The organism is Pseudomonas japonica, from assembly GCF_900188455.1.
GTDB lineage: Bacteria > Pseudomonadota > Gammaproteobacteria > Pseudomonadales > Pseudomonadaceae > Aquipseudomonas > Aquipseudomonas japonica.
The window spans coordinates 313,727-333,229 of the sequence record NZ_FZOL01000003.1 but is presented as its reverse complement, the minus strand read 5'-3'; the positions used below and the strand labels follow the sequence as shown (position 1 = coordinate 333,229).

Annotated in this window: 19 protein-coding genes; 17 read left to right on the top strand and 2 right to left on the bottom strand. The window is 66.4% G+C overall.

Annotation, left to right across the window (positions count from 1 at the left end):
- The first annotated feature begins 190 nt into the window (after positions 1-190).
- Positions 191-733, top strand: coding sequence for a hypothetical protein (locus CHB99_RS06325; RefSeq protein WP_042126185.1), 543 nt, complete (start codon positions 191-193; stop codon positions 731-733).
- Between the two features lie 116 nt (positions 734-849).
- Positions 850-1,518 (top strand): class I SAM-dependent methyltransferase, encoded by a 669-nt coding sequence (locus CHB99_RS06320; RefSeq protein WP_042126187.1) that lies wholly within the window; start codon positions 850-852, stop codon positions 1,516-1,518.
- A gap of 19 nt (positions 1,519-1,537) precedes the next feature.
- Here CHB99_RS06320 and CHB99_RS06315 read toward each other — a convergent pair whose 3' ends face one another.
- On the bottom strand, positions 1,538-2,158 hold the full coding sequence (locus CHB99_RS06315; protein WP_042126189.1) for a dTMP kinase: 621 nt from the start codon (positions 2,156-2,158) through the stop codon (positions 1,538-1,540).
- A gap of 152 nt (positions 2,159-2,310) precedes the next feature.
- Between CHB99_RS06315 and CHB99_RS06310 the strand changes: the two genes are divergently transcribed.
- From CHB99_RS06310 to CHB99_RS06295, 4 genes are read left to right on the top strand one after another with little or no spacing between them, the layout of a single operon-like run.
- On the top strand, positions 2,311-2,679 hold the full coding sequence (locus CHB99_RS06310) for a hypothetical protein (protein ID WP_042126190.1): 369 nt from the start codon (positions 2,311-2,313) through the stop codon (positions 2,677-2,679).
- A complete protein-coding gene (locus CHB99_RS06305; protein WP_141137255.1) occupies positions 2,666-2,962 on the top strand; it encodes a hypothetical protein in 297 nt (98 codons plus the stop codon). The genes CHB99_RS06310 and CHB99_RS06305 overlap by 14 nt, the downstream gene beginning before the upstream one ends.
- 20 nt (positions 2,963-2,982) lie before the next feature.
- Complete coding sequence (locus CHB99_RS06300) at positions 2,983-3,669, top strand: peptidoglycan-binding domain-containing protein (protein WP_042126192.1); 687 nt, start codon at positions 2,983-2,985, stop codon at positions 3,667-3,669.
- Entirely contained in the window at positions 3,669-6,686 is a 3,018-nt protein-coding gene (locus tag CHB99_RS06295) for a hypothetical protein (protein WP_042126194.1), read from the top strand. Before CHB99_RS06300 ends, CHB99_RS06295 begins: the two co-directional genes overlap by 1 nt.
- Here the strand turns inward: CHB99_RS06295 and CHB99_RS06290 are convergent.
- Positions 6,655-7,578, bottom strand: coding sequence for a LysR family transcriptional regulator (locus CHB99_RS06290; RefSeq protein WP_042126196.1), 924 nt, complete (start codon positions 7,576-7,578; stop codon positions 6,655-6,657). The genes CHB99_RS06295 and CHB99_RS06290 overlap by 32 nt on opposite strands.
- Before the next feature lie 142 nt (positions 7,579-7,720).
- Between CHB99_RS06290 and CHB99_RS06285 the strand changes: the two genes are divergently transcribed.
- The 11 genes from CHB99_RS06285 to CHB99_RS06230 all read left to right on the top strand — a co-directional run bounded on the left by CHB99_RS06285 (position 7,721) and on the right by CHB99_RS06230 (position 19,499).
- The gene (locus CHB99_RS06285; RefSeq protein ID WP_042126199.1) at positions 7,721-8,263 is read left to right on the top strand and encodes a cupin domain-containing protein; all 543 of its coding nucleotides are present in this window, start codon (positions 7,721-7,723) and stop codon (positions 8,261-8,263) included.
- On the top strand, positions 8,260-9,600 hold the full coding sequence (locus CHB99_RS06280; RefSeq protein WP_212555904.1) for an MFS transporter: 1,341 nt from the start codon (positions 8,260-8,262) through the stop codon (positions 9,598-9,600). Before CHB99_RS06285 ends, CHB99_RS06280 begins: the two co-directional genes overlap by 4 nt.
- A gap of 115 nt (positions 9,601-9,715) precedes the next feature.
- Complete coding sequence (locus CHB99_RS06275; RefSeq protein ID WP_042126203.1) at positions 9,716-10,279, top strand: hypothetical protein; 564 nt, start codon at positions 9,716-9,718, stop codon at positions 10,277-10,279.
- Between the two features lie 582 nt (positions 10,280-10,861).
- On the top strand, positions 10,862-11,086 hold the full coding sequence (locus CHB99_RS06265; protein WP_042126917.1) for a FecR/PupR family sigma factor regulator: 225 nt from the start codon (positions 10,862-10,864) through the stop codon (positions 11,084-11,086).
- Between the two features lie 118 nt (positions 11,087-11,204).
- Positions 11,205-12,671, top strand: coding sequence for a sigma-54-dependent transcriptional regulator (locus tag CHB99_RS06260; protein WP_042126918.1), 1,467 nt, complete (start codon positions 11,205-11,207; stop codon positions 12,669-12,671).
- Positions 12,668-13,672: an NADH-quinone oxidoreductase subunit B family protein gene (locus tag CHB99_RS06255; protein ID WP_042126920.1), complete on the top strand. Its 1,005-nt coding sequence runs from the start codon at positions 12,668-12,670 to the stop codon at positions 13,670-13,672. Before CHB99_RS06260 ends, CHB99_RS06255 begins: the two co-directional genes overlap by 4 nt.
- 10 nt (positions 13,673-13,682) lie before the next feature.
- Complete coding sequence (locus CHB99_RS06250; protein ID WP_042126922.1) at positions 13,683-15,140, top strand: nickel-dependent hydrogenase large subunit; 1,458 nt, start codon at positions 13,683-13,685, stop codon at positions 15,138-15,140.
- Positions 15,141-15,153: 13 nt separating this feature from the next.
- Positions 15,154-15,597 (top strand): nickel-responsive transcriptional regulator NikR, encoded by a 444-nt coding sequence (gene nikR, locus CHB99_RS06245; RefSeq protein WP_042126924.1) that lies wholly within the window; start codon positions 15,154-15,156, stop codon positions 15,595-15,597.
- 6 nt (positions 15,598-15,603) lie between these two features.
- Positions 15,604-16,911 (top strand): PAS domain-containing sensor histidine kinase, encoded by a 1,308-nt coding sequence (locus CHB99_RS06240; RefSeq protein WP_042126926.1) that lies wholly within the window; start codon positions 15,604-15,606, stop codon positions 16,909-16,911.
- Positions 16,912-17,170: 259 nt separating this feature from the next.
- Positions 17,171-18,190: a HoxN/HupN/NixA family nickel/cobalt transporter gene (locus tag CHB99_RS06235; protein ID WP_245655632.1), complete on the top strand. Its 1,020-nt coding sequence runs from the start codon at positions 17,171-17,173 to the stop codon at positions 18,188-18,190.
- A 226-nt stretch (positions 18,191-18,416) separates the two neighbouring features.
- Positions 18,417-19,499 (top strand): hydrogenase small subunit, encoded by a 1,083-nt coding sequence (locus tag CHB99_RS06230; protein ID WP_042126971.1) that lies wholly within the window; start codon positions 18,417-18,419, stop codon positions 19,497-19,499.
- Positions 19,500-19,503 lie beyond the last annotated feature (4 nt).

The window sequence follows — 19,503 nt, the reverse complement described above, 5'->3', positions numbered from 1 at the left end:
GGTGTGTCCTTTAATTTGGAAACGCTGACACAGATTCAACAAATCCGCTTCTGGCATCCACTCTCTCAATGGACCACGCGCCTTGCTGTCGTTCATTAATCTCGATTTCGCGACGCCGTTCCTGCAAACTCTTACTACGAGTCGCTTTTTTTGAAAGCGGAATCTTCAACAAGACTAAGTGGGAGTGCAAATGTCGGCCACAACCTCCAATGATGAGCGCAGGCTTGCATTCGAAGCGCGCCGTCTCACAATTGAAATAACAGTCAAAGTATATTTGGAGCAAGTTTCAGCCTCTAGAGACTTGGTGACCGCACACCTTCGCTTGATGTTCACATTGTCGCTGGGCACACTCGCAGGCGTGGTTACCCTCTACGGCGCAATGCTTCGCTTCAGCTCCAATGCCGGTATCAACATGATAACGACAACGGCCGCGGTGACCGCCATCTTTGCCTTGATCACACTTGTAATATCAGCGCTACTTTCTGCCCGCGCACTACAGCGGAGCGCATTTGATGCCGCTCCACGTTTGCATGATCCATTTCCCAATGCCGGCGCTGTCATCGATTCGATATTTGAACTCGACGATCTTGATGAAAAGAATATTCTTGACAAACTATACTTTGCACTTGGCAAGACCGTTGAGCACCAACCAGCTCTCAGGGTCAGCGCCCGCTTGACAACAGGCTTGCTGATAGCAGGGCTGCTCTTAACGGGGATATCATTGCTCTTGTAAACACCTCTCCCCCCTTTCGCTGTCGTCATGCGCGTCGCCCTCGATCGATCCTGATACGGATCAACCCTGGGACCGGGATTCGATTTACTTTTTCCGACACCCGAATTAGAGAAAACATGATCACGATCAAAGAGCTCAATGACTTCACCAGCGCTCCGGAACTGACCAACAGCGTCAACCAGGTCTGGAGCATGATCGGCACGTATTTCGAGCAGGCCCAGGCCAGCTTGCCAGCGGAGCTGGCCATGCAGCGTCGCGAGTTGTCATTCCACGACGATGTGCGCCTGCTCGGTTACCTGTCCCTGCTGATTGCCGATCTGCCTGGAGACGTGGTGGAAATCGGCGTGTGGAAAGGCAAGTCGCTGATGCTGATGAACGAGGTGTGCAACCACGAGCGTCGCGTCATTGGCATCGACCCGTTCGCCCTGGAAAAGCAGTTCGAGGAGTTCAGTCACTACCAGGAACAGTTGCTGCCCAACGCAGTGATCATCCGCGGTTTCTCGGAACTGATGGCCGAGCGTTTCTACAGCCTCGCGCCCAAGGTCGCGCTGCTGCACATCGACGGTGGTCACTTCAGCCGCAACGTGTTGCTGGACTTCCTGCTCTATTCGCCGAGCGTGGTGCCGGGCGGCTTCATCGTGTTCGACGACTACCGCGATTTCCTGCACTCGCCCGAAGTGGGGCCGGCGGTCGATCTGCTCAGGGCCGCGGGCTTCTTCAAGGGCTTCAACATCCTGGGTGGCGTGCATGGCTTCGAGAGCAGTTACGTTCTGCAGCGTCTGTAAACGATAAGCGCCGACTCGCTCAACCCGCGAGTCGCAGCACGTCATGAATCGCGCAAGCCACCTGCATCGTCGCCGCTTCGAGCGTCCCTTCGTTGCGGCAGAGCAGCCAGCCCTGCTCCGCCGCCGCCCGCTCGAACGCCAGGGTGCTCGCCACCTGTTCTTCCAGGCGGTGCATCACGGTACTGCTCAGCCCGCGCGAACGTGCCGCCGCCCTCGCCCATGAAATCTCCGGATCGGTCACCACGCCGACATGCAGGTCCGGCACCCGTACCTCGCGCTCCAGGTTCAGGCGCAGAATCTCGTTGAACGGCACCATCCGCCGAAACGCGGCATCCGAGGGGTACCAGCGATCGATCAGGATGATGCTGTCGGCGGGCTGCCTGGGCAGCACATGCCGGGAAATCCAGGTGCGGCTGTCGGCCAGGCGCTCGCAGACGCCCAGCTCCAGCTCGCGACTGGGATTTCTCACCAGATGGTTGACCAGGGCCATGGTTTGCGCCCGAGAGGGATCGCTCTTCTTCTCGCACAGGCGGATCACCTTTTTGCCGTCGGCGCGCAGCACCTGGGTGACGGCCTCCAGCAAGGTGGTCTTGCCGGTGCCCTTGGGCCCGTCCAGTGACACGAACAGCGGTCGATTCATGCTTCACATAACGCTTTGATTGAACACAAGGCGTGCACTCTACCCGGATTTCCGGCAACAGGCGCCCCGGGTTAGACGACTGGGCTGGCGATGTGCTATTCAGTACCCCGCTCCATTCCCCGTTCCGTTCCCACTCACTGAAGCGTCCAGCCATGTTGACGATCCGCCAGGCACAACTCGACGTCTTGTCGCAAGCGCGCATGGCGCGTTTCGAGGAACGCCTGCAAACACTCCTGAGCACGCTCGCGCCACGCTTGAGCGCGACCGAAGTCAGTGCCGTCAGCACCCGGATCCTGCGCGATGCCCCGGCGTTCGGGCTGCACAGCGAAGCCGACATCGCCCGTTTCGGCGAGATTTCCCTGGCCGCCTTCGATCCGTTCCCGGACGAGCGCTTGCCGGTCCCGGCGCTGGCCATTCTGATGAGCCACGGCCTGGCGCCGCAACGCAAGCTCGAACGCTACGCCGCCTGGGCCGCGTCGCTCCGCGAAACCTCCGGGAGGGCTGGCGGTGCCGTTCAGTGATCAGCCTCCCGGTGCGACTGTCCAGCCTTGCCCGCTGGCGTCGCCCGTGCCGGTGTACTGGGTCGAGATCGAGCTGATCGGCGAGGACGACTCGCCCATCCCCTGGGAAGCCTACGAACTGCGCCTGCCGGACGGTCAGTGCGTGCCGGGCTTTCTCGATGACCAGGGCTTCGCCCGCTTCGACAACCTGGCGTCCGCGCAGCCCTGCGAAGTGCGCTTCCCCAATCTCGACAAGGACGCCTGGGAAAAGCTGGAAACCCGCGCGGCCAAGGCATCGTCATGAACCCGATGGGAGCTGCCTGAATGGCCCTGCGCCACGAAATCGTCCAGGGCGACAGCGTCGCCAGGCTGGCGGCGGAACACGGATTCTTCCCGGAAACCCTCTGGGACCATCCGGAAAATGCCGAGCTCAAGGCCTTGCGCGCGTCGATGAACGTGCTCGCGCCAGGGGATGTGCTGTATATCCCCGACAAGCGTGAGTCCCACGCCAGTTGTGCGACCGGACAGCGTCACGTGTTTCGCCGGCGCGCCGTGCCGATGCTGTTCAGCATTCAGTTGCTCGACGGCCGCTCGCCACGGGCGAACCTGCCCTATCGACTCGAACTCGAGGAGCTCACCCTCGAAGGCCAGACCAGCGCCGACGGGTGTATCGAGCGCTACATCCCCAACGCCACCCGGCGTGGCCGGCTGCGGGTCGGTGACGGGCTGGTGGATGCGATCCTCGACTTCGGTCACATGGACCCGGCGGATCTCGCCGATGGCCTGCGCAAACGCCTGAGCAACCTGGGCTACCGGCCACGGGACGCCGCCGAGGATCCGGACGGCCTGTTCCTGCGTGCCGCGCTGCGCCTGTTCCAGGCCAACACTGGCCTGCCCGTGAGCGGCGAGGACGACGCCGATACCCGCGCGGCCCTGGCGCGCAGTCACGACGAAGCGGGGGTCTACCAGAAGGCCACCGCCCCTCACGCACCCACCCCGGACACGCCCTGATGCCGAGCATTTTCAACCTGCGCGCGGCGGATATCGACGCCACGGACTGCCCCGCGTTCGACCAGGCGCAGATGCAGCAGGCCTGTCAGGCCCGCACCAACACCTTGCAGTACCAGCGGGCCGAGCTGGGCAAGCGCTGGGCCAACGATCTGCAACAACTGGAGTGGGACGCGGATGGCTACAAACACCAATTGTTCGCGGACCCGCCCGCGCTGCTGGAGCCGCAGGACGTCACCAACCTGCGCGGCGCGTTGCCCGGCGAGTTTCTGCAGCCGATCAACGACAGCGGGCTGACCCTGACCGGACAGCGGCAGATGGCCCAGGCCCTGCTCGACGCGCTGCCGGCCTACCAGCAGTACCTCCAGCGCCTCGGCATACCCCAGGGGCAGCAGCGCCTGGCCGACGCCGAGCAACTGACGACGCAGCACGGCTACCCACCGAGCCGCCAGCCGGACAACAGCGGCCAGCCGGTATTCAGCGTGATTCCCAACGGCGCCAGCAACACCCTGAGCAGCCAGCCGCGCTACTTCCGCATGCTCGCCTGGAACCTCGAGAACTTCACCCGCGATCGCCGCCCGCGCGGCAGCGCACCGATCGACTCGCTGAGGAACCAGGCCCGCGTCGCCCTCGTCACCGAGGCCATGCGCGCCTTCGATGTCGACCTGTTGCTGGTCATGGAAACCGGCTACGACGTCGGTCCGGCGATGAGCGCCATCGCCAGACGCTACGAAGCCAACTGCGGCGCGCCCGCCTACGGCATGCACCCGCTGGTCAGTCCGCCCACCGGCGCCCTGCCCCGCGTGGCCAACGTCTATGCCAACCACAACCTGAACAAGCGCACCCCGGCCAAGGTGCTGGCGCTGCGCACGCTGTTCGAGGTCTATCGGGTCTCGGCGCGTGACAGCCAGCGGCCGTTGACCAGCGAACAGATGGTCAACGGCTGGAGCCTGCTGCGCCAGTGCAGCTCGGCCGCCGTCGCCACATTGCCCGAGTGGACGGCCGAAGAACTCGTCACCAGCACCACTTCGCAACGCGCCTGTCCCCATCCGCGGATGTTCGCCTGGATCAACGCCCAGATAGGCACCATCCCGTTCCTCATGGGCACCAGAAGCGATCTGCCAGACCTGCTCTATGGTCTCGGCTCGGACCTGAGCGCGCTGGCCGGACAGTGGTGCGCGGGGCAGATCGATCCGTCGTCGCAGGCCTTCCTCAACCTGTACGAAGACCTCTGCTTCGGCATCCAGGATCTGCGCGTGCTGATGGACACCGCCGACGAGCACCTGCCCAACGCCTTTCAGCGAACCCCGCTGCTGGCCTACGCGCAGGCCCTGGAACTGCTGATGCTGTTCTTCTCCCAGTCGCTGTGGAACGGCATACCGTCGGGGTCCACCGGGCTGGTGTTCCAGTCCGACCAGGCCGAAGGCGACCGCATCGTGCTGGCGGTCTACCTGGCGGCGGTGTCGTCTGCCCTCGATTTCGTCACCCCCGATCCCGATATCGGCCCCCTGGACGGCGAGGTCGACAACGATGTGGTGCTCGATGCCCTGCAACGCGTGGGGCTGATCAAGCGGCATATCGAGACCTACGGCATGGTCTATCGACCACCGTGCGCGGATGCGCTGCAACGCCTGTTCGACATCGGCGTGATGGAGCATGGCTATCGCGACCGCGGCGATAACCAGGCCGCCAACTACGACATCGTCCGCGGCTCGCTGGGCAGCAGCGAATTCTCCATCCAGGCCGAGGACGGGCTGCTCAACTGGCGCTCGGCGTTGCAGATCACCGTGCCGGTCAGCGAAACCCTGAACGTGCCCCTGGCGCTGTTCCATACCCGCTACAGCGGCACCGAGGCCATCGCCGATCATTACACCGGCCTGACCAGGAAGCAGCGCAGCAGCAAGGCGGGCAAAGGGGACAAGAAACGCCTGACGGTGGAGGAAGCCGAAGTCAACGCACGTACCGACACCCTCGCCCAGATGGCCCACGCCCTGTTGCCGGGCCATAGCCTGTACGGCATGCCGCTGATCATCGGCGACTTCAACATTCCCGAGGAGTACCTGGAGCCTTCGGCGGACGACGTGGACGCGACCCTGCGCAAGCAGCGCGTACGCCAGCAGTTGCTGGACAACATGCAGAGCGCCGGTTACCTGCGCCACACCCGCAACGGCGTGCTCGGCAGCGGTCATCCGTTGACCACCCTCAAGTCGTTCCACTCCCTGGCGTCCCTGGCGGCGCCGGGCAGTCAGCCTTACGACGGGGTGTACCAGCCGTTCGACTTCGCTCAGCGCCGGGCCGTGGTGCGCAGTGGCGTGATCAGCCTCCACGGGGTGGTCACGCCGCAGGCGCTGCAGGAGAAGATCCAGGGCCTGGTGGTCGCGCCCAGCGTCGAGGTCGACCTCGACGATGCGCAGAGCAACGTGATGAAGGACGAGGTCGACAGCGACGACGATGAGCCCGTCGTCGCGCAGCAGCAGGAAATGACCGTGTATGCCGCGGTCGGCCTTGAAGTGGCGCGCGTCTATATCGCCTGCGTGCGGCGGCTGAAGGGACGCATCGAGCAGATGAAACCGTGGAGGAAGCACCTGTACGACATAGCCCAATACGATTACGACCCGAACGGACGCTATGCCAACCGCACCCCCTCGGCCAACCTGCTGGTCGCGCTCGACGCGCTGGTCACGCTGGGCGAGACGGACCTGCCCCAGCACATCCAGGCGCGCGAAGCCTGGTTCGTCGAGCGCTTCGTCAACGATGAACTCGTCGAGTACCGCACGCACATGAACGCCGACCCGCTGGACCACTGGGTCACCCTGTTCGACAACGCACGCCACGAGGCGGCCGGCTGCAACCTGAGCCATTCCTCGTTGAGTGATTCGGACACCGCGCTGGCGGCCATACAGACCCTGCTGCGCAACTTCGAGCTGGAGCCCGATGTGCGCAAGGCAGTCGCCTACCGCGCGGTGGTCAGCGACCACCTGCCGCAGATCATCGAACTGGATCTGCAGCCGGGTCCGTAGCCTCGTCGGCGCAGACCTCCCGCAGCAAGTTGCGCAGCCAGCGATGGGCCGGGTCGGCGGCGAACCGCGGGTGCCACAGCAGCGACACGGTAAAGCCCGGCGTGGGCACCGGCAGGGCGAAACTGTGCATGCCCTGGCGCAGGTTCCGCGTATGCCGCTCGGGCACGCTGGCGATCAGGTCGGAGACCCGGGCCAGGCCCACCGCGGTCGAGAAGCCGGCAACGCTGGTGACCACCTCGCGCGTCAGCCCCAGCGGCAGTAGCGCGTCGTCGATGGTTCCGCGCTGTTCCCCCGTGCGCGAGACCAGGATATGCCGGCCCCCGGCATAGCGCGCCGCTGTCATCCTGCCCTTGGCCAGGGGATGTCCCGCGCGCACCACACCGACGTAGTGGTCGCGGAACAGCGCCTGGGTATACAGCTCGGGGGCTGTCGACGCTTCCACCACACCGGTTTCCAGATCGACCGCGCCTTCGCGCAGGGCCTTGCTGTCCTTGTCCGGTTTCTGCAGGAAGCACAGACGCACGCCGGCGGCCTGCTCGCCGATTCGCGCGAGCAGCGCGGGGCCGAAACACTCGACGAAACCCTCGCTGGTCCTCAGCGTGAAGGTCCTGGCCAGGCGTTGCAGGTCGAGCCCCTGCGCGGGGCGCAGGACGGCCTGGGCTTCGCTCAGCAGATGGCCGACCCGCTCGCGCAGTTCGATCGCCCGCGGCGTGGGCACCAGAGCGCGACCGGCGCGGACCAGCAGCGGATCGCCGGTGGTCTCGCGCAGCCGGGCGAGCGCGCGGCTCATGGCCGAAGGGCTGAGGTGCAGGCGCTTGGCGGCGCGGGCCACGCTGCCCTCGGCGAGGACCGCATCGAGGGTGACGAGGAGGTTCAGATCGGGCGTGGTCATGGTCGTGGCTCGGACGGGGTGGGGAGACATGGCGTCTGGTGCATCAGTAAAGTGCAAACCGTGCGTCTTCCGCCAGCCCTGGCGGCTCACTAGAGTCGACTCCATCGGTACATCGGTACCGCGATCGCTCGGGAGAACCGCTATGAACACGCTGGAAAAAATCATCGACGAGGTGCGCGACGCCTGGGGCCCATTGAGCTCGGAAGTGGTCGCCGACTGCCAGCGCCAGCTGGATGCGCTGGTCAATGCCCCGGTATCGGAACCCTGGCTGGAAACCCTGCATCTGGAGGCCGCGGCGCAGCGCGAGCTGTACCGGGACCCGGAACACGGCTTCGTCCTGCTCGCCCACAGCGAAGCCGAGGGCTTGTACCGGCCGCCCCATGACCACGGCAGGGGCTGGGTCATCTATGCCGTGCAGCAAGGGGCGATCGAAATGGGCACCTATGCGCGGATCGAGGACGAGGACGGCAACGCCAGGCTGGTGAAGCGCGGGGCCACGGTGGTCTGCGCCGGGCAGACCCAGCTGTACCTGCCCGGCGACATCCACGATACCCGCTGCGTGGCCGGTCCGGCGCTGCTGTTCCGCTTCACCGAGCGGGACCTGAAGAAAGAGGACAAGCAAGCACGGCACCTGACCCGCTACATCGAACAGGCCGGCACCTGGGTGCCAGAGACCCGCGCGTGAGCAGGCGCCCCGCGCTGGCGATCGGTGCCGTGCTGGCGGCCATGGTGCTGGTGGTCCTCAATACCGCCATGATCGCCGTCGCCCTGCCGACGCTGGCCACGGCGCTGCGAGTCGCGCCAGCCAGCGTCACCTGGATCCTGACCGCGCACCAGGCCGCGCTGCTGATGGCGCTGCTGCCCTGTGCCGCGCTCGGCGAAAGCCTGGGCTATCGCCGGGTGTTCACCTGGGGTGTCTGGCTGTTCGCCGGCGGCAGCCTGCTCTGCGTCGTCTCGCCCTCCCTCGCCTGGCTCGTCGCCGCCCGCGTCGTGCAGGGATTCGGCGCGGCGGCCGTCATGGCGCTGGGGGTCGCCCTGCTGCGCCAGGTGCTGGAGCCCCGGCGACTGGGTGCGGCGATCGCCTGGAATGCACTGGCCGTCGCCCTGTCATCCGCGGCCAGCCCGGTCATCGGCGCGGCACTCCTCTCGGTGGCTGCCTGGCCCGGGCTGTTCGCCCTGCACCTGCCCCTGGCCGCGGGGGTACTGCTGGCCGCCAGGGCACTGCCGGCGTCAGCCGCCAGCGCGCGGCGTCCGGCGCTGATCAGCATCCTGCTCAACGCCGGGGCGTTCGCCGCGCTGACCGGCGCCGCCGCGCTGGTCATCACCGTTCCGCCAGCCGCGGGCCTGCTGCTGGCCTGTGCTGCCCTGCAACTGTGGCTGCTGGTCCGCCGGGAACGGAGCAAACGCACGCCCCTCATCCCGCTGGACCTGCTGGCCAGCCGGTCCCTGCGTCTGTCGGTGATTGCTTCGGTGCTCTGCTTCGCCGGTCAGACGGCAGGCACGATCGCCTTGCCGTTCCTCCTGCAGCACAACCTCGGCCTGGGTACCTGGATGACCGGCCTGCTCCTGCTGCCCTGGCCGCTGAGTGTGGCCATCACCGCCCCCTTCGCCGGCCGCCTGGCCGAGCGGATCGCCACGGCCCGTCTGTGTTGCCTGGGCGGGACCTGCCTGGCCACGGGGCTGTGCCTCTGTTCGCTGCCGCGGGCCGCTGACCCGGTCCTGCAACTCATCCCGCCGACCCTGCTGTGCGGCTTCGGTTTCGCGCTGTTCAACGTGGCCAACAACCGCAACCTGTTCCTCGCCGCCCCCGTGCAGCGCAGCGGCGCCATCGGCGGCCTGCAGGGCACCGCCCGGCTGCTCGGGCAGACGGCTGGCGGCGTGCTCATGGCGCTGCTGTTCGAACGCTTCGGCGCCGCATCCGCACCGCGCCTCGGCCTTGGCGTGGCGGCGTGCCTGGTGGTGTTCTCGGCATGGGTGAGCCTGCTGCAGGGAGGAACGAGCACGGATCGATCAGTGGCATGAACGGCACTGGGCCGCTGGATGGCAATTTGATGCCTAGGTAGACTGGTTTGGCACCTGGCCTGGAAGGAAACTTCGACCGCCAGAAAAATAGATGGATGCACCCACTGGAAGCGTCATGCAGCAGAAAACCAGAAACCTCAACGAACAGAACATCCACTTGATCAAGGAAGACTTCGAACGCAGCCTCAGCGACCTTGGCGCCTCGGTTCAAGGCAAGAGCGGTGTCGCGCTGCTGACCTCGATGAAAAGGGACAAGGTTGGCGTCGGTCCCTACCCGGACGTCACGCTTTTCGAAGCCGCCAACAGGATCATGTCCGATCTGGTCATCCTCAACGGTATCGCTGGCCTGCTGCGGGAAAAGAGCTTTCCCTTCACTGAGTACACCGTCGAATTCGGCAATGAAGACAAGAACGGCTTTGACATCAGGGCCTCTTCGCCAACCCAGACCTTGATTGGTGAAGCCTTCAATGTCGCCCCTTCGTTTTTCCAGGGCAAAAAGAGCAGCGCGTTGAAAAAGCTGCGCGCCGGCGCGGCGGACAGCAGCTACAAGATCCTCATGTTCAACGCCGATGCACCCCCGAAAGGTTATTCGGCAAGGCATGAAGCGGATACCTATCACGTCTCGGTAGACATCTCCAACGGCGCGATAGCCATCCATCATCAGACGCCCATCCTGTAGAAGCGAGCTTGCTCGCTCCTATGGGCAGAGGTATCTACACATCTTTGACGGCTTGGCGGGGAACCGTATCAAGGCCGCCAGGTGCCCGTCTTGAGTCTTGCAGCGCCCTCCAGATCGAGCGCCGCCCGCGCGGCGCTTCGCGAGCAAGCTCGCTCCCACATCGATTGCAACGTGCCATGGCCTGTTGGATTTGAGTTGTCAGCCTTTGTTTTTTCGACGATGCATCGCGGGGAGGTTGTTGGGCTCGACTCGGTATCGAGTCGAGCCAACAAGGCGGTCAACCATGGCCTGTCAGGCATAGGCGCGTTGCAACAAACTGTGGGAGCGAGCTTGCTCGCGAAGCGCCGCGCGGGCGGCGCTCGATCTGGAGGGCGCTGCAAGACTCAAGACGGGCACCTGACGGCCTTGATACGGTTCCCCGCCAAGCCGTCAAAGATGTGTAGATACCCATGCCCATGAGTGAGCAGCCCCCACGAGAACACCGCCCCCTGCCCCGATGACGCGGCACACTCTCGGCCGTTTTGACGTTTTTTTGCCATCCGCTTGGCTACCGTGACGGCCCGACCCTGCAGGAAGCCGCCCATGAAGCCGTATTTCCCCTATCCGCTGTGCGACGAAATCCTTACCCAGGCGGCCGAGTGGTGCCTGCGCCTGCAGGAAGGCAACGCCAGCGTCGCCGAGCGCGAGGCGTTCGCCGAGTGGGTCCAGGCCGATCCGCAGCACGCCTTCGAATACGCCCGGGTCCTGGAAACCTGGGAGCTGAGCAACGCCCTGCCCAAGGCGCCGGTGTCGGCGAAACCGGGCTGAACCCGGCACCGGCGACGGCAAATCCCGCCCACGCCCTTCCGGTGTCTGCCAGCGGATGTCATCATTCCGCCATCTCGGGCTCCGCGCCCGTGCTTCCCGACACCTGAAAGCGGCTTCCATGTCCTCTCACGAAAGCTTTGACTCCAGCGTCCGTACCGTCCTCGTCGTCGATGACGAACTGCGCTCCCGCGAGGCGCTGTCGCGGGTGCTCGCCGACGAGTTCCAGGTGCTCCTGGCCGACTCCGCCGAGCAGGCCCGCGACCTGCTCGAGCGTCACCCGGTCACGGTGATCCTCTGCGACCAGCGCATGCCCGGCATGCAGGGCATCGAGTTTCTCAAGGAGGCGCGCGAGCGCTGGCCGGAGGTGGTGCGCATCGTGCTGTCCGGCTACACCGATTCCGAAGACATCATCGCCGGGGTCAACCAGGCCGGCATCTACCAGTACCTGCTCAAGCCCTGGCTGCCCGAGCACCTGCTCAACACCGTGCGCAATGCCGCCGAAAGCCACGCCCTGCACAGCCACATGCAGCGACTCGACGTCGAACTGCGCACCGCCACGCCGGTGCTGCGCCGGCGCAACCAGCAGGCGCTGGACAAGGTCCGCGAGGCCTTCGACTTCAGCCGCATCGTGCGTGCCCCGGGCAGCCCGCTGGACGCACTGTGCGAGCTGGCCGCGCGGGTCGCGCGCTTCGACCTGTCGGTGTTGCTGCTGGGTGAGTCCGGCACCGGCAAGGAACTGCTGGCGCGGGCCATCCACTACGCCAGCCCGCGCGCCGGCAGTGCCTTCGTCATGGAAAACTGCGCGGCGCTACCGGATACCCTGCTGGAATCCGAGCTGTTCGGACACAAACGCGGCGCCTTCACCGGCGCGCACCAGGACCATGTCGGGCTGATCCAGCGCGCCCATGGCGGCACGCTGTTCCTCGACGAGATCGGCGACACCTCGCCGGCGTTCCAGGTCAAGCTGCTGCGCGTCCTGCAGGAAGGCGAACTGCGCCCGGTGGGCGCGACCACACCGGTGCGGGTCGATGTGCGCATCGTCGCCGCCACCCACCGCGACCTGGAGACCGAAGTCCAGGCCGGACGTTTTCGCAGCGACCTGTATTACCGTCTGGCCGGGGTATCGCTGGCCCTGCCGCCGCTACGCGAACGCAGCGGCGATCTGCTCGCCATCGCCGACAAGCTGCTCGCCGACGCCCGCCAGGAACTCGACCTGCCCCACCTGAGCTTCGCCGCCGACGCCCTCGGCAGCCTGATCGGCTATCCGTGGCCGGGCAATATCCGCGAACTGCGCAACGAGATCTACCGCGCCGCCGCGCTGTGCGACGGGTCCCAGGTGAATGCACGGAGCTTTTCCCGCAAAGTCCTGCAGGGACAGGCCCAGACCGCCCAGGCCAGTCTGCCGGCCAACACCGGCCTGGCCGGCACCCTGCAGGAACAGCTCGACGCCATCGAGGCCAGCCTGCTCAAGGAAGCCCTGCTGCGCCACCGCTGGAACAAGACCCACACCGCCCGCGAACTGGGCCTGTCGCGGGTCGGCCTGCGGCACAAACTGCGCCGTTTCGGCCTGGAGGAAGCGCCATGACCACCCCGTTTCGCGTGCTCTGGCTGCAATCCGGCGGCTGTGGCGGCTGCAACATGTCGCTGCTGTGCGCCGACACCCAGGACTTCGCCGGACTCTGGCGCGGCGCCGGGATCGAGCTGCTGTGGCATCCGTCGCTGTCGCTGGAAAGCGGCGACGAAGTGCTGGCCATCCTCGACGACTGCCTGAGCGGTCGCACCCACCTGGATGCGCTGTGCATCGAAGGCTCGCTGTTGCGCGGCCCCAACGGCACCGGGCGGTTCCATATGCTCGCCGGCACCGGGGTGGCGATGATCGACTGGGTCCGGCGCCTGGCGGCGGTGGCCGACTACACCCTGGGCATCGGCACCTGCGCGGCCTACGGCGGCATCACCGCGGCGGGCAACAACCCCACCGATGCCTGTGGCCTGCAATACGACGGCGAACGCCGGGGCGGCCTGCTGGGCGGCGACTACCGCTCGCGCCAGGGCCTGCCGGTGATCAATGTCGCCGGCTGCCCGACCCACCCCGGCTGGGTCACCGACACCCTGATGGCCCTGGCCGCCGGGCTGTTCGCCGAACAGGACCTGGACAGCCTCGGCCGACCGCGCTTCTATGCCGACCAACTGGTCCACCATGGCTGTACGCGCAACGAGTTCTACGAATACAAGGCCAGCGCGGTGAAACCGTCGGATCTCGGCTGCATGATGGAAAACCTCGGCTGCAAGGGCACCCAGGCCCATGGCGACTGCAACAATCGCCTGTGGAATGGCGAAGGCTCCTGCACCCGTGGCGGCTATGCCTGCATCAACTGCACGGCGCCGGGCTTCGAGGAACCAGGTCACGGCTTCCACCTGACGCCGAAGCGCGCCGGGATTCCCATCGGCCTGCCCACGGACATGCCCAAGGCCTGGTTCGTCGCCCTCGCCGCGCTGTCGAAATCGGCGACGCCCGAGCGTGTCCGGCTGAACGCCACGGCCGACCATGCGCTGATCGCCCCCGCCATCCGCCCGACTCGCCGCTGAGGACTCCACCATGACCCGTCTGCTGGTCGGCCCGTTCAACCGGGTCGAAGGCGATCTCGAAGTGCAACTGGACATCGATGACGGCCGGGTGCGCAGCGCCCAGGTCAACGCCACCCTGTACCGCGGCTTCGAACAGATCCTGCGCGACCATCCGCCGCTCGACGCGCTGGTCTACGCGCCACGGGTCTGCGGCATCTGCTCGGTGTCGCAGTCGGTGGCGGCGTCTCGCGCCCTGGCCGCGCTGGCCGGGGTGCAGGCACCGCACAACGGCCTGGTGGCGACCAACCTGATGGCGGCGACGGAAAACCTCGCCGATCACCTCAGCCACTTCTACCTGTTCTTCATGCCCGACTTCGTCCGCCCGCTGTATGCCGAGCGGCCCTGGTACGCCGCCGCGGTGGCGCGCTACACACCGCACAGCGGCAGCCAGCAGCGCCTGGCCCTGGCGGCGCGCAAGCGCTGGCTGGACCTGATCGGCACCCTCGGCGGCAAGTGGCCGCATACCGGCTCGGTGCATCCGGGCGGTTCGACCCGGGCCATCGACCCGGCCGAACGCCTGCGCCTGCTGACCCGCGTCCGCGAGTTTCGCCAGTTCCTCGAAACCGAGCTGTTCGCCGCGCCGCTGCAGCGCATCGCCGACCTGGGCAGCGAGGACGAGCTCTGGGCCTGGTACGCCGAAGCGCCGGAACACGGCGACCTGCGCCATTTCCTGCGCATCGTCCTGGATGCCGGACTGGAGCACCTCGGCCAGGGGCCGGGGTTGTACCTGTCTTACGGCGCCTATCCGCAGGAAGACGGTGCGCTGACGTTCGCCCGCGGCCTCTGGGACAGCGTGCTGGACCAGGCGCTGCCACTCGAACTCGACAGCATCCGCGAAGACGCCTGTCACGCCTGGCTCGACGATCGCGGCGGGCCGCTGCATCCGGCCCAGGGCATCACCGAGCCGGACCCGGACAAACCCGCCGCCTACACCTGGAACAAGGCCCCGCGCCTGGGTGGCCGGGTTCTGGAAACCGGGGCCATCGCCCGACAACTGATCAGCGCCCAGCCGTTGCTGCGCCAGGCCGTGGCGCGCTGTGGCGGCAGCGTCTACACCCGCCTGCTGGCGCGCCTGCTGGAACTGGCGCGGGTCGTGCCGCTGATGGAAAGCTGGCTGCTCGCCCTGCGTCCCGCGGAACCCTACTACGTCGCCTGCGAACTGCCCGACGAAGGCAGCGCGGTCGGCCTGACCGAAGCCGCGCGCGGCGCACTCGGCCACTGGTTGCGCGTCGAACAGGGCCGCATCGCCAGTTACCAGATCATCGCGCCGACCACCTGGAACTTCTCGCCACGGGATGCCCAGGGCATTCCCGGCGCCCTGGAACAGGCCCTGGAAGGTGCGCCGGTGCGCCCCGGCGAGCGCACCCCGGTGGCCGTGCAGCATATCGTGCGTTCGTTCGACCCCTGCATGGTCTGCACCGTGCACTGACCCGGAGACAAGCATGCAACGCCTGACCATATCCCTCGATGACGCGCTCGCCGCCGACCTCGACCGGTTGATCCACGCCCAGGGCTACAGCAACCGCTCCGAGGCCCTGCGCGACATCCTTCGCGGGCATATCGAGGAAGCGCGCCTGCGCGAGCAGGCCGAGTCGCTGCACTGCGTGGCCAACCTGAGTTTCGTCTACGACCACCATGCCCGGACCCTGGCCGAGCGGGTCATGACCCTGCAGCACGACCACCATGACCTGACCATCGCCAGCCAGCATGTCCACCTGGATCACGACCACTGTCTGGAAAGCCTGATGCTCAAGGGTCCGGTGCAACGGGTGCGGGCCTTCGCCGAACGCCTGAGCGCGGAACGCGGCGTGCGCCATGGCCAGCTCAACCTGATCCCGGTGGACGCGGCCGACAGCGCCCACAGCCACCTGCACCCGACGAGCTGACCCGCCATGGCCCGCAAACCACCACCGCCGCATGTCGATGAAGATGCCTGGCTCGAAGTCATCGGCAAGATGGACGAGGTGTATTCGCAACTGGTCCAGGACGAGATCGAGCTGGAGCAGAAGAATGCCGAGCTGGAGCAGTCGCAGCAGTTCATCGCCGGGCTGCTCGGGTCGATGTCCGACATCCTGCTGGCCTGCGATCCACAGGGGTTGATCGAGGAGTCCAACCATTCGCTGCGCGAGATGGTCGGCCGCGACGAACAACGCCTGCCCGGCAGCCCGGTGTACGACCTGCTCGGCGACGAAACCAGCGTCGAGCAGTTGCGCAAGGTCCTCGGCGGGCTGCGCCAGGCCAACGCCAGCGCCAACCTGGAGGTGAACTTTCGCGGCGCCGATGGCGCCCTGCTGCCGGTGGACCTCAGTTGCACGGTGCGCAGCGGCGTGCATGGGCGCTGCCTAGGCCATGTCCTGGTCGGGCGGCCGCTGGGCGAACTGAAGCACGCCTACCGGCAGTTGCACGAAGCCCACGAAGCGCTCAAGCGCACCCAGCAGCAACTGCTGCACGCCGAGAAGATGGCGGCACTGGGGCGGCTGGTGGCGGGCGTGGCCCATGAGCTGAACAATCCGATCAGCTTCGTCCTGGCCAACGCCCATGTGCTTGGCGGCTATGGCCAGCGCCTGCAGGACTACCTGGCGGCGGTGCATCGCGAGGTGCCGGTGGCGGAGCGCGAGGCCCTGCGCCGGCAACTGCGCATCGACCCGCTGCTGGCCGACCTGCCCTCGCTGATCGACGGTACCCTGGAGGGCGCCCAGCGCACCGCCGATATCGTCAGCGCGCTGAAGCGCTTCTCGGCGATGGATCGCGGGCAGCCGGGCGAGGTGTCGCTGAACGAACTGGTCGAGCGGGCCATTCACTGGATCACCCGCGGTACCGCACCGGACCTGCAGGTGCACTGGCAGCCAGGCGCCGACATACGGGTGCATGGCAATAGCGGGCAACTGCTGCAGGTCCTCATGAACCTGATGCAGAACGCCTACGACGCGGCCAGTGCGCCGCCGCGGATCTGGATCGAGCTGGTCGCCGAGCCGGGCTGGGCCAGCCTGTCCCTGCGCGACAACGGGCCGGGGATCGCCGCGGAGCACCTGGGGCAGATCTTCGAGCCGTTCTTCAGTACCAAGCCGGTCGGCAAAGGGACCGGCCTGGGCCTGTCGATCAGCTACGGGATCGTCGAGCGGGCTGGCGGCACCCTGGAGGCCGGCAACCATGCCGAAGGCGGGGCGGTGTTCCGCTTGCGCCTGCCGGCGCTGGATTGAAGGTTTCCGCTTTGCGGGGCTGAGTGCAAACCAGGTTTCCAGGCCAATGGCCCGGGTCTCTACACACATGGCCGAGATCAATGTTGCGGGAGCGAGCCTGGCAGACCTGGGACTCAGGTTTTACGACGGCTGCGCCGCCGTTCGCGAGCAAGCTCGCTCCCACAAGGTTTACCTCGCAGCTCGTGACTGCCAGGCTGGCACAGGCCTTGTATGACGATTTTCATAATTCTCATACAACATGCCTGCCTCCGGAGTCCGCATGCCTCGCACGTCCCCCGTCACCACCCTGTTCATCGGCCTGATCACGGTCAACTGCCTGGCCTGGCTGTGGGCCCTGCTGGCCTTTCGCGACTACCCCCTGCTGCTCGGCACCGCGGTGCTGGCCTACAGCTTCGGGCTGCGCCACGCGATGGACGCCGACCATATCGCCGCCATCGACAACGCCACCCGCAAGCTGATCCAGGAAGGCCAGCCCACCGCCAGCGTCGGTCTGTTCTTCTCCCTCGGTCACAGCAGTGTGGTGATCATCGCCTCGGCACTGATCGCCCTCAGTGCCGCCAGCCTGCAGGACGAGCTGGAAGCCTTCCACGGCATCGGCGCGGTGATCGGCACCTCGGTCTCGGCGGGCTTCCTGCTGCTGGTCGCGCTGATCAACCTGGTGATCCTGCGCTCGGTCTACCGCGCCTTCCGCCGCGTGCGCCAGGGCGAGCGCCTCGGCGAAGCCGAACTGCACGGCATGCTTGCCGGCGGCGGCCTGCTCGCCCGCCTGGCGCGTCCGCTGTTTCGCCTGGTGCGACGCAGCTGGCACCTCTATCCGTTGGGTTTTCTGTTCGGCCTGGGCTTCGACACCGCCACCGAGATCGGCCTGCTCGGCATTGCCGCGAGCCAGGCGGTGCAGCACCTGCCGATGCTCTCGATCATGGTCTTCCCGGCCCTGTTCACCGCCGGCATGGCCCTGGTGGACAGCGCCGACAGCGTGCTGATGACCGGCGCCTACCGCTGGGCCGAAGTGCGCCCGGCACGCAAGCTCTACTACAACATGACCATCACCGCGGCCTCGATCCTCGTCGCCCTGCTGGTCGGCGGCATGGAGGCCCTCGACCTGCTCGCCGAACAGTTCGGCCTGGAAGGCGCCGCCTGGGCGTTCGTCGCCCGGGTCAACGAGAACTTCGGCCTGCTCGGCTACCTGATCGTCGGCCTGTTCGTCGCGACCTGGGCGCTGTCCTGGGCCTTCTACCGCTACAAGGGCTACGACCGCCTCGACCTGACGCCCGCCTGATCACGGCCTTTCCACCCGCGCCACCAAAGCGGTAACCCGCTTTCCACCCGTGCCCCGCCCCGCGCGCCAGTCTCCCGCCTGGCCCGGGGCGAAGTCCCGCAAATGCGGGGGCGGCGAGTCTAGACCAAGGTCGTGAATCCGCCTGCGACCGAATGGCACAGGTCTTGTAATGCCTTCCCGGCCACTGAAAAGCAAAAAAGACTGCCTGGCCGAGGAAAACCAATTGATCGAAACCTTTTATGACGTGATGCGCCGGCAAGGCATCTCGCGGCGCAGCTTCGTCAAGTTCTGTTCACTGACCGCCACGTCGCTGGGTCTGGGCCCGGCGTTCATGCCGCAAATCGCCTGGGCCATGGAGAACAAGCCGCGCACGCCGGTGCTGTGGCTGCATGGCCTGGAATGCACCTGCTGCTCGGAGTCCTTCATCCGTTCGGCGCACCCGCTGGCCAAGGACGTGGTGCTGTCGATGATCTCCCTGGACTACGACGACACCCTGATGGCCTCCGCCGGCCACCAGGCCGAAGCGATCCTCGAAGAGGTGATGACCCGCTACAAGGGCAACTACATCCTCGCCGTCGAGGGCAACCCGCCGCTGAACCAGGACGGCATGAGCTGCATCATCGGCGGCAAGCCGTTCATCGAGCAGCTCAAGCGCATCTCCCGCGATGCCAAGGCCATCATCTCCTGGGGCTCCTGCGCCAGTTGGGGCTGCGTCCAGGCGGCCAAGCCCAATCCGACCCAGGCGGTGCCGATCCACAAGGTGATCACCGACAAACCGATCATCAAAGTGCCCGGATGCCCGCCGATCGCCGAAGTCATGACCGGGGTGATCACCTACATGCTGACCTTCGACCGCATCCCCGAACTGGACCGCCAGGGTCGGCCGAAGATGTTCTACAGCCAGCGCATCCACGACAAATGCTATCGCCGCCCGCACTTCGACGCCGGGCAGTTCGTCGAGGCCTGGGACGACGACTCCGCGCGCAAGGGCTACTGCCTGTACAAGGTCGGCTGCAAGGGCCCGACCACCTACAACGCCTGCTCCACCGTGCGCTGGAACGGCGGCACCAGCTTCCCGATCCAGTCCGGCCACGGCTGCATCGGCTGTTCCGAGGAAGGCTTCTGGGACAAGGGCTCGTTCTACCAGCACCAGAGCGGAATCAACGCCTTCGGCGTAGAAGCCAACGCCGACCGCATCGGCCTGGCCGCCGCCGGCACGGTGGGCGCGGCCATCGCCGCGCATGCCGCGGTCACCGCCCTCAAGCGCGCCAGCAACGGCAAGGCGCACACCACCACGCACGACGCCTGAATGC

Bases quoted from the DNA above. Each gene is read 5' to 3' on its own strand.
- CHB99_RS06260 (WP_042126918.1), top strand. From the start codon at position 11,205: ATGTCCTCTCACGAAAGCTTTGACTCCAGCGTCCGTACCGTCCTCGTC.
- CHB99_RS06265 (WP_042126917.1), top strand. From the start codon at position 10,862: ATGAAGCCGTATTTCCCCTATCCGCTGTGCGACGAAATCCTTACCCAG.
- CHB99_RS06240 (WP_042126926.1), top strand. From the start codon at position 15,604: ATGGCCCGCAAACCACCACCGCCGCATGTCGATGAAGATGCCTGGCTC.
- CHB99_RS06310 (WP_042126190.1), top strand. From the start codon at position 2,311: ATGTTGACGATCCGCCAGGCACAACTCGACGTCTTGTCGCAAGCGCGC.
- CHB99_RS06255 (WP_042126920.1), top strand. From the start codon at position 12,668: ATGACCACCCCGTTTCGCGTGCTCTGGCTGCAATCCGGCGGCTGTGGC.
- CHB99_RS06285 (WP_042126199.1), top strand. From the start codon at position 7,721: ATGAACACGCTGGAAAAAATCATCGACGAGGTGCGCGACGCCTGGGGC.
- nikR (WP_042126924.1), top strand. From the start codon at position 15,154: ATGCAACGCCTGACCATATCCCTCGATGACGCGCTCGCCGCCGACCTC.
- CHB99_RS06315 (WP_042126189.1), bottom strand. From the start codon at position 2,158: ATGAATCGACCGCTGTTCGTGTCACTGGACGGGCCCAAGGGCACCGGC.
- CHB99_RS06275 (WP_042126203.1), top strand. From the start codon at position 9,716: ATGCAGCAGAAAACCAGAAACCTCAACGAACAGAACATCCACTTGATC.
- CHB99_RS06295 (WP_042126194.1), top strand. From the start codon at position 3,669: ATGCCGAGCATTTTCAACCTGCGCGCGGCGGATATCGACGCCACGGAC.
- CHB99_RS06320 (WP_042126187.1), top strand. From the start codon at position 850: ATGATCACGATCAAAGAGCTCAATGACTTCACCAGCGCTCCGGAACTG.
- CHB99_RS06290 (WP_042126196.1), bottom strand. From the start codon at position 7,578: ATGACCACGCCCGATCTGAACCTCCTCGTCACCCTCGATGCGGTCCTC.
- CHB99_RS06250 (WP_042126922.1), top strand. From the start codon at position 13,683: ATGACCCGTCTGCTGGTCGGCCCGTTCAACCGGGTCGAAGGCGATCTC.
- CHB99_RS06325 (WP_042126185.1), top strand. From the start codon at position 191: ATGTCGGCCACAACCTCCAATGATGAGCGCAGGCTTGCATTCGAAGCG.
- CHB99_RS06235 (WP_245655632.1), top strand. From the start codon at position 17,171: ATGCCTCGCACGTCCCCCGTCACCACCCTGTTCATCGGCCTGATCACG.
- CHB99_RS06300 (WP_042126192.1), top strand. From the start codon at position 2,983: ATGGCCCTGCGCCACGAAATCGTCCAGGGCGACAGCGTCGCCAGGCTG.